We start from the raw sequence: 7,413 nt of genomic DNA on the forward strand, positions 1-7,413 counted from the left end.
ATGCGCATGCGGATGAACGTTTGGGGGATAGTCTGCACGCGTGCCACGTCAGCTAAGAGCGGCGTAGGCCACGATTTCGACCAGCATCTCCGGCCGGCCGAAACCCACCGTCACGAACGCCGCGCGGTTCGGATACGGAGGCGGCACGAACTCGGCATAGACAGCGTTGAAGCTGGCCAGGTGCGAGCGGTCCGTGACATAGACCAGGACCTGGGTCAGGTCGGCCAGCGTACCCCCTGCCGCCTCCAATGTCGTGCGCAGGTTGACCAGAGTCTGGCGCGCCTGCGCCTCGATGCCGCCAGACACCACAATGCCGTCCGCGCCGATGGGGATCTGCGTGGTAAAGAGAATGCCATTGCTCAGCACGGCCCACTCGACAGGTGCCGCAGAGGATGGCAACCCGGTATCAATGATCTGTTTCATGAACTCTCGATTCAGTGAGGAAAGTCAGCGCGCCAGCGCAAAAGCAGAGGCATCCAGCGGCGGCTGGCGCCCCGCGATGGCGTCAGCAAGCAGGGCCGCGCTGCCGCAGGCAAGGGTAAAGCCCAACGCGCCGTGACCGGTGTTCAGCCACAAGTTGGTGTAGGGCGTTGCGCCGATCAACGGTTTGCTGTCGGGTGTTGCCGGCCGGCTGCCAAACCAGGTGGCCGCCGCATCGAAATCCGCGCCGTCGGGGAAAGTTTCGCGTGCCTGCCGGCTGAGCAAGGCGATGCGCCGCTGGTCGGCGCGCGGGCGCCTTCCGGTCAGGTCCACCATGCCGGCAACGCGCAGGCGTTGCCCCAGGCGCGCATACACCACCTTGTGGTGGAGGTCAGTGATACTGATCCCAGGCGGCCGGTGCTTGTCGTCCACCGGCGCGGTCAGGCTATAGCCGGTCAGGGGGAATATCGGCAGGCGCAGACCCAATTCGGCCAGCAAGGGTACGCTGCCCATGCCGGCTGAGATAACGAAGGCATCGGCCTCGACCTCGTGGCTTTCTGTGCGCACCGCCACCACGGCGCGCCCCTCGCGGCGCAGCCCGGTTACGCGCGCACCGCAGAGGAACTTCGCACCATAGCGCCGCGCGGTCAATTCCGCCATGTTCGTAGTGAAGGCATGGCAGTCGCCGGCATCTTCGCTGGGCGTATGAACGCCGCCGGCAAGCCGATCGCTGAGATGCGCCAGCGCGGGTTCGAGCGCGATACAGGCCGTGCCGTCCAGCGCCTGCTGGTTGCTGCCTAGCGCGGCCTGGTAGTCCAGTTGGCGGCGCGCATGGGCAAACGCCACCGGATCGCGGTATACCACCAGCTTGCCGTTGCGCTGGTAGTCGAATTCGATCTGCTCTCGCGCAACGAGCTCATGCACCAGGGTGCGGCTGTGGTAGCCAAGGCCAAGCAATTCGGCAGTGACGGCACGCGCCACGTCGCCGCGGCAGGCTCGCAGGAAGGCTAGGCACCAGCGCCATTGCTGCCATTCCAAGCGCGGCACGAATCGCAGGGGGGAATCGCGGTCCAGCAGCCAGCCGGGCAGCTTAGGCAGCACCGCCGGATCGGCCAGCGGCGCCACATAGCTGTAGCTGAGTTGCGCGCCGTTGGCCTGGCTGGTTTCCAGCGCCAGACCCTCGCGCGCTTCCAGCAGGGTCACCGTGTGCCCTTCGCGCGCCAAGTAGTATGCACTGGCGACACCCACCACGCCGCCGCCAAGTACGCAAATCCGCATGCTATGTTTTCCTGCCTCGATATCCTGCTGCCACTCTCCAAGCCCGCCGGGTCCGCGGCTGGCGGACTGGCTGGGGACAGCGAGAGTGTGGATGCGACAGGAGGCAGGTTCAAATGAACTTTTAGCCCCCCCCCATAACCCAAGGTTATGGGCACTCCTTCGGCGCCGCGACGGGCGTCGCAGTCAGTTGCTCGCGCAACACTTCCAGCAGCGCGTCCAGCGCATGCGACGAGACGCCGCCCTCCGGATGGATCGCCATCACTCCGACGGACAGCGCTGGCGACACCGGCTGCACGGTTAAGTCACCGTGGCTGGCGCGCGCAGCGAACTGCGCCGTGAACTGGTCTACCAGCGCATACCCCACGCCGCATTCCGCCAGGGCGGCCGCAACATAGTAGGTGCGCGCCTCGATCATGGGGGTGCGCTCTTCCAGGCCAAGCGCATGGAAAGCCTGCGCGATCAGACCGCCGAGCGGATCGCCGCTTCCGATACCGATCCAGCGCTGCTCGTCAAGCTCGGCCAAGCGGACGGATTCGTGCTTCGCCTCGCCCTGCGGCGGCCCGAGGTAGACCACTGCGGCGCGTCCAAGATTGGCCACTGCCACGCCCGGCTGGGCCGGCGGATCGAACACCACAGCGAGGTCCAGTGCCCGCGATAGCACCAGCGCCAACAGTTCGTCGCCATGACGCGTCTGGATCTCCAGCGAAACCCCCGGGCATTGCAGCCGGAAGTCACGCACCGCCTGCGGAATCAGGCTCAGACCAAGGCTCGGCAGGCAGCCTATGCGCAGATGCCCCTCGGGATGCCGCTTGAGATTGCGTGCCAGCCGCCTGACATTTTCCAGGTTCGCGAACAGGTGCTCGGTCTCGGAGTAGAGCAGTTCCGCCTCTCGCGTAGGCAGCAAGCGGCCGTGGGCTCGCGTGAACAGCTTCAGCCCGAGATCGCGCTCGGCATGCGCGAGTACCTTGCTGGCCGCTGGTTGAGACACGCAGAGCAATTGCGCGGCGCGGCTCAGGGAACCGGTACGCATGACCGCATGGAATACTTCGAGATGACGCAGGCGCATGAAGCGGGATGAAAGGGATGATGGTTTTGGCCGCGGTGCAAGGGATTTCCTTGATTCTGATGCAATTTGCCGGGGTAGCGCCCCCTAGGAATGGTCTTGTATGGGCGCCTCCCGGATCGCAAGTAACTCGTGTGTGTGAAGAAGCAGGAGGCAGGGCTGCAGTCTTACTGGAATGGACGCCCCCTTTCTTCGACGTCCGCCGGCTGCCAGAGTGTCAGCGGGCGATGTTGCCCACCTGCATATCGGAGGCAGCTCATGAAGATCACGACGATTGGTTTGGACCTCGCCAAGAACGTGTTTCAAGTTCACGGCATCAACGAGCACGGCGTCGCCGTACTTCGCAAGCAGCTCAAGCGCAACCAAGTTGCACCGTTCTTCGCGCGTCTGGAGCCCTGCTTGATCGGTATCGAAGCCTGCGGCGGGGCGCACTATTGGGCGGCCAAGCTCACCGCGCTCGGGCATCGCGTGAAGATGATGGCGCCGCAGTTCGTCAAGCCGTATGTCAAGACAAACAAGAACGACACGCTCGATGCAGAAGCGATCTGCGAGGCTGTTACACGATGAGCAATTGGGCCGCGCTGACGGCGTTCCTGGAGCACGGGATGCTGGAGGCCGCGGTCTTCGGGTCAGGGACCGACGCCGACACCTGGCTAGACCGTTCCCCGAACCAGTCGCTACAGGCGACCTTGCCGATTTGGCCAACCGTCGCTCCTTAACCGTAGCGCCAGGTCGACGATGGCGTCTTGAAACCAAATCTCTGCTTCTTGGTAGCGCCGTTGGTACGCCGTCAACGAGGCGGCGTGCTAGCCGAAACTTGCGACGTCGCGCGGATTCTTGCCAAGCACGGAGCTACGCCGCGCAATGTGGGCGGCCGATGAATCATCGGATGCCGCACATCGACTGGCCAGCCAATGCTCAACGGCCGAGCAGCATGAATGGCGCCCAGCTGGCGTCATCGGCCGCCTTCCGAATCGCGCGTTTGGCCAGTGTGAGCGCCTCGTCCGCAGGCAACCCGCGCCGCACTCCGCCCATGAACTGGTCTACCAGGTTCGCCGTGGCAGCGTCATCGTAGATCTTCCACAACGTGAGCACCGTGCTCAGCGCCCCGGCCGAGAAGAAGGCATAGGGCAGGCCCAGCACGCCCTCTCCTGCTGCGAGTCGCCCACGTCCACTCTCGCAACTAGATGGGATGGACACCCGCCGCCCTTCGGGGCGGGGTGGGCAAGGATAGAGGCACCCCGGGACCGAACGATGGCAAAGTGACGTCTCCATCCACCACCTCAGGAACGGAGGGACCGAAATGAATCGTACGACGTATGGTCTGGACATCGCAAAGCGCGTATTTCAGATGCACTGGGTCGATGCCGACACGGGAGAAATCGTGAATCGACGCTTCAGCCGGACGGAATTGCTTGAGTTCTTGTCGAAGAGCTCTGCAGGGAGAGTCGCGCTTGAGGCGTGTGGCAGTGGGCATTGGTGGGCGCGCAAGATTCGCGCGCTTGGCCACGAAGCAGTGTTGTTGCACGCCAAGTTCATTCGACCTTTCGTGCAAACCAATAAGACCGACGCTGCTGATGCCCGGGCGATTTGGACTGCAGTTCAGCAGCCTGGCATGCGTACGGTGGCGGTCAAGAGTGAGGAACAGCAAGCGGTGCTGGGACTGCACCGAGTGCGCACTCAACTGACCAAGTTCCGGACGATGCAGATCTATCAGCTGCGCAGTCTGCTTTACGAGTTTGGCGTGACGTTGAGAACTGGCAGGCAGGCCGGTTTGGCCGAACTGCAAGATCGAATGGCTGACATTGAGGGGCGCGTGCCCGGTCTGCTGATGGACGTGCTGCGAGAGCAACTCGCGCGTGTTCACAGTTTGGACGAACAGATTTCGGTTCTCGAGAAAAGAATAGCAGCCTGGCCGAAACAGGAAGCCAGTTGCCGTTCGTTGTTGGCGATCCCGGGCATAGGCCCCTTGACTGCCAGCGCATTGGTCGCCACCGTGGGTGACATACGCACTTTCAAGTCGGGGCGTGAGCTGGCATCGTTCATAGGGCTGGTGCCGCAGCAGCGCGGAACCGGCGGCAAGATTCAGCTGGGCACGATCAGCAAACGCGGGGATCCGTACCTGCGCACCCTGCTGATTCATGGCGCCAGATCGGTGTTGTTCAGATCGAGCAAGCCGAATCCCTGGGCAGAGGAACTGAGCAAGCGGCGTCATGCCAATGTCGCGGTCGTCGCATTGGCCAACAAGATGGCACGAACCGCGTGGGCGATTCTCGCTCATGGTCAAGCCTACCAAGCGGGTTACGTCAGCACCCGGCCACAGGCGCAAATGACCTAGCTCGATGAGAGTGCACCGAAGGTTGCGCAGGTTGATGATGAAGTGATGGCACGACAGGTCGGACCTCAAGAACTCAAACCTGAATAATGTCTTGCGCTCAAAGCGCGGCGACTAGATGAGGCAGTTCTTGGCGAATTCCATCAGGGCCCGCAGGCGGAACCTGCATCCAAGGCCGAATGTAAGACTGCAGCCAGTACCCGATTGCCTTCATCGCCACATCCACTTGCACAACGGCGGGTGTCCATGTAAGACACCATGACCACATCGGCGTTGAGCGACAGCCGGGCGATGTCATGCGCACTCAAGTATCGGTCTGCCTCGGTGCCATCGGTGGGCCGCCCCAGCACCACGGCACTGCGCGCGGGATTCGCCTGATTCAGGTAGCCGTGCGCAGACAGCAGAATCATGCGCGCTCGCGCCAGTTCGCCCGAAGACTGAAGCGCCATGATGGTCTTGCGGGTTGCGCTGGCACCGCGAAAGAGCGAGCGACCCTCCACGAGTCCATACGTCCGAGCGACGCGAAGCAGCTGCTCGTCAGAGTACTTGAGGTCCTTCAGGTCAAGAAAAGCATCGCCGGGCACCCCGGGCGGCAGCACCCGATCCACATAGGTCGCCCCGCCGATCGCGAGCAACTCCACGGGAGGCAGCTGATCTCGCGCCTTGGCCTTTGAGTTCAGCAAAGTGAGCATGCTCCACGAGTGCGCGTAGCGCACGATCCTCTTGTCGACCACCAACTCCTTGCCATCGTCCAGCGCTTCGAACGGCACATTCCAGAGCGCCCCGCCGGGCGAGACGATCCACCGGGGGTATCGCGCCACGATGTCGCGTACAGCACCCGGCAATAGCGAATTCGACAGTGTCTCGCGTAACGGACCGATTGACCCCATGGTCAGGGCCTGCGGATACGACTTGTTGGCATCGTCGATGAAGAACGCATCACCGATGCGAAACAGGTCCTGCCCGTGTCAGGCCACATCGTTCAGGCCGCCAGCGCCCGAGAGGATCCTCACGAAGCTTGCCACCGAGTTCTCGAGTCCCAGGGCCGTGACAGGGCCCGCCAACGTCAGGCGGCCCGTGGGTTCGAGCACCGCGATCAGCACCTCGAAGAGGGGCCCGTCGACCCGTCGCGTCAGGTAGCCGAGATACACCTCATCCGGCTTCAGGATCTCCTTCGCGTTATCCGGCCGTTGGATCCTCGACATCGAAGCCAGACGAAGTGCAGGGCTGCGCGCCTCGGCGGCGGCGAAGGTGCGGTTGTAGTCCAGCCTTTCCTTGAGCAGGGCCTGCTGTGCGACGTCGCGTTTCGACGGGTCGGCCTGGACCGCCTCGATTGCAGCCTCCAGCTGGGCGATTCGGGATTCCGACGCCGCGAGCGCCGCGCGGTCCTCGCGCGTCAGGGATTTGTCGGCCAGCGCCAGCTTGATCGACAGGTCGTCGCGCAATGCCCTCGACTTGGACCATTCCATGCCCCAGAAGGGTTCTGTCGCAGTAACGATGCACGGTAGTCTTCGGCCGCATGAAATCCGAGGCGCCATCAATGATCAGAGCCCTGAAGATGGTGATCAAGCGCATGCACTACCCGTTGGAAGTGATGCTCACCTGCGTGCGCTGGTACGCGGCCTATCCGCTGAGCCTCCGGCACATCGAGGAGATGATGGCGGAGCGGGGGTGTTCGTCGATCATGCGACAGTGCATCGCTGGGCGATAAAGATCTTGCCGGTGCTGGCGGCGGTATTTCGGCGGCGCAAACGCCCCATTGGCACGAGTTGGCGCATGGACGAGACCTACGTCAAGGTCGCCGGCCAGTGGAAATACCTTTACCGGGCGGTCGACCGCAACGGCGATACGATCGATTTTCTGTTGCGTGCGAAGCGAGACCATGCCGCCGCACGCAGATTTCTGGAGCGAGCTATCAGCCTGCATGGCGTGCCTGAGAAGATCACCATCGACAAGAGCGGCGCCAACACCGCTGCCATCCTGAGCATCAATGCCGACTCCGGTGCCGACATCGAGATGCGCCAATCGAAGTATCTCACGGATGTATTTGACAAGAGGGCCTTTGTTTTTCCCTTTCTCAATGAAGGTTTTGTTTGTCTGGCGGTTGGTCTCTCCACGCAGCGACGAAGCGTCGGTACTCCTGCTCTGCCAGGCCGAGCCAGGCTCGTTCCTTGTCGCGCACGACCTGCAGGCTGTAGTCGCTGGCAGGACCCGGCTTGTTGCCACCACGGCGTGACGCATGGCCGGCCTTCAGTTCGAGGTTGCGCAGTTTCCACTGCAGCAGCGCCGGTCGCGTCCAGGCGTAGTCCTCGTTCTT

General features: G+C 63.0%; 7 protein-coding genes and 2 pseudogenes. 3 read left to right on the top strand and 6 right to left on the bottom strand.

Annotated elements, in window-relative coordinates:
- Positions 1 to 48: 48 nt before the first annotated feature.
- From AC1DYK_RS34390 to AC1DYK_RS34400, 3 genes are all read right to left on the bottom strand, one after another.
- Positions 49 to 423: a RidA family protein gene (locus AC1DYK_RS34390; protein WP_478091551.1), complete on the bottom strand. Its 375-nt coding sequence runs from the start codon at positions 421 to 423 to the stop codon at positions 49 to 51.
- A gap of 24 nt (positions 424 to 447) precedes the next feature.
- On the bottom strand, positions 448 to 1,698 hold the full coding sequence (locus AC1DYK_RS34395; RefSeq protein ID WP_478158879.1) for a D-amino acid dehydrogenase: 1,251 nt from the start codon (positions 1,696 to 1,698) through the stop codon (positions 448 to 450).
- Positions 1,699 to 1,843: 145 nt separating this feature from the next.
- On the bottom strand, positions 1,844 to 2,764 hold the full coding sequence (locus tag AC1DYK_RS34400; protein WP_478158880.1) for a LysR family transcriptional regulator: 921 nt from the start codon (positions 2,762 to 2,764) through the stop codon (positions 1,844 to 1,846).
- A 255-nt stretch (positions 2,765 to 3,019) separates the two neighbouring features.
- Here AC1DYK_RS34400 and AC1DYK_RS34405 point away from each other — a divergent pair.
- Positions 3,020 to 3,325, top strand: a pseudogene (locus AC1DYK_RS34405) (IS110 family transposase); the annotation flags it as partial.
- Positions 3,326 to 3,679: 354 nt separating this feature from the next.
- Here the strand turns inward: AC1DYK_RS34405 and AC1DYK_RS34410 are convergent.
- On the bottom strand, positions 3,680 to 4,093 hold the full coding sequence (locus AC1DYK_RS34410) for a CHAT domain-containing protein (protein WP_478170366.1): 414 nt from the start codon (positions 4,091 to 4,093) through the stop codon (positions 3,680 to 3,682).
- Here AC1DYK_RS34410 and AC1DYK_RS34415 point away from each other — a divergent pair.
- On the top strand, positions 4,065 to 5,099 hold the full coding sequence (locus AC1DYK_RS34415; RefSeq protein WP_478170367.1) for an IS110 family RNA-guided transposase: 1,035 nt from the start codon (positions 4,065 to 4,067) through the stop codon (positions 5,097 to 5,099). The genes AC1DYK_RS34410 and AC1DYK_RS34415 overlap by 29 nt on opposite strands.
- 140 nt (positions 5,100 to 5,239) lie before the next feature.
- On the opposite strand, the gene AC1DYK_RS34420 is transcribed toward AC1DYK_RS34415, so the two are convergent.
- Positions 5,240 to 5,986 (bottom strand): CHAT domain-containing protein, encoded by a 747-nt coding sequence (locus AC1DYK_RS34420; protein ID WP_478170368.1) that lies wholly within the window; start codon positions 5,984 to 5,986, stop codon positions 5,240 to 5,242.
- Between the two features lie 78 nt (positions 5,987 to 6,064).
- Positions 6,065 to 6,565 (bottom strand): hypothetical protein, encoded by a 501-nt coding sequence (locus AC1DYK_RS34425; protein WP_478170369.1) that lies wholly within the window; start codon positions 6,563 to 6,565, stop codon positions 6,065 to 6,067.
- A gap of 50 nt (positions 6,566 to 6,615) precedes the next feature.
- Here AC1DYK_RS34425 and AC1DYK_RS34430 point away from each other — a divergent pair.
- Positions 6,616 to 7,151: pseudogene (locus AC1DYK_RS34430) on the top strand (IS6 family transposase); the annotation flags it as partial.
- Positions 7,152 to 7,413 lie beyond the last annotated feature (262 nt).

The organism is Variovorax sp. P2_H12 (assembly GCF_056403395.1).

Bases quoted from the DNA above. Each gene is read 5' to 3' on its own strand.
- AC1DYK_RS34390 (WP_478091551.1), bottom strand. From the start codon at position 423: ATGAAACAGATCATTGATACCGGGTTGCCATCCTCTGCGGCACCTGTC.
- AC1DYK_RS34395 (WP_478158879.1), bottom strand. From the start codon at position 1,698: ATGCGGATTTGCGTACTTGGCGGCGGCGTGGTGGGTGTCGCCAGTGCA.
- AC1DYK_RS34400 (WP_478158880.1), bottom strand. From the start codon at position 2,764: ATGCGCCTGCGTCATCTCGAAGTATTCCATGCGGTCATGCGTACCGGT.
- AC1DYK_RS34415 (WP_478170367.1), top strand. From the start codon at position 4,065: ATGAATCGTACGACGTATGGTCTGGACATCGCAAAGCGCGTATTTCAG.
- AC1DYK_RS34410 (WP_478170366.1), bottom strand. From the start codon at position 4,093: ATGTCCAGACCATACGTCGTACGATTCATTTCGGTCCCTCCGTTCCTG.
- AC1DYK_RS34420 (WP_478170368.1), bottom strand. From the start codon at position 5,986: ATGGGGTCAATCGGTCCGTTACGCGAGACACTGTCGAATTCGCTATTG.
- AC1DYK_RS34425 (WP_478170369.1), bottom strand. From the start codon at position 6,565: ATGGAATGGTCCAAGTCGAGGGCATTGCGCGACGACCTGTCGATCAAG.